Annotated in this window: 1 protein-coding gene; it reads right to left on the bottom strand. The window is 62.6% G+C overall.

The features are described 5' to 3' along the window. Positions 1–197: hypothetical protein (locus tag RYX56_RS22560; RefSeq protein ID WP_317124147.1), on the bottom strand; the 197-nt coding region annotated here is incomplete at its 3' end. Positions 198–270: the final 73 nt, after the last annotated feature.

Below are 270 nucleotides of genomic sequence, written 5' to 3'. Positions count from 1 at the left end.
CTCGCGGTGAGATCGCAAGGTGCGGAATAGGTGAGGCCGCCGTGAACCTCGATACCGAGGCTCGGCGGGATCGCACCATGTTTGAAGCCGAACAGCGGATGCTCAGGAGGCACACCAACAAAGCCGCGCAGGTGGCCCCGCTTGGGATCGCGCATGATAATGCACTCGTAGCCGGTCACCGGGTCCTGCCAGGCCACCTTGTCAGCCTCTCCCCTCGAGGGCCCTTTATCCCGATGTTTGCGGCCAACGAAAAAGACGGTGGCGTCTTCC

The sequence above is a fragment of the Alkalihalophilus lindianensis genome (assembly GCF_032843265.1).
Classification (GTDB): Bacteria; Bacillota; Bacilli; order Bacillales; family Bacillaceae_D; genus Alkalihalophilus; species Alkalihalophilus lindianensis.
The sequence above is the reverse complement of the archived record's forward strand: the minus strand, read 5'-3'. Positions and strand labels throughout refer to the sequence as shown.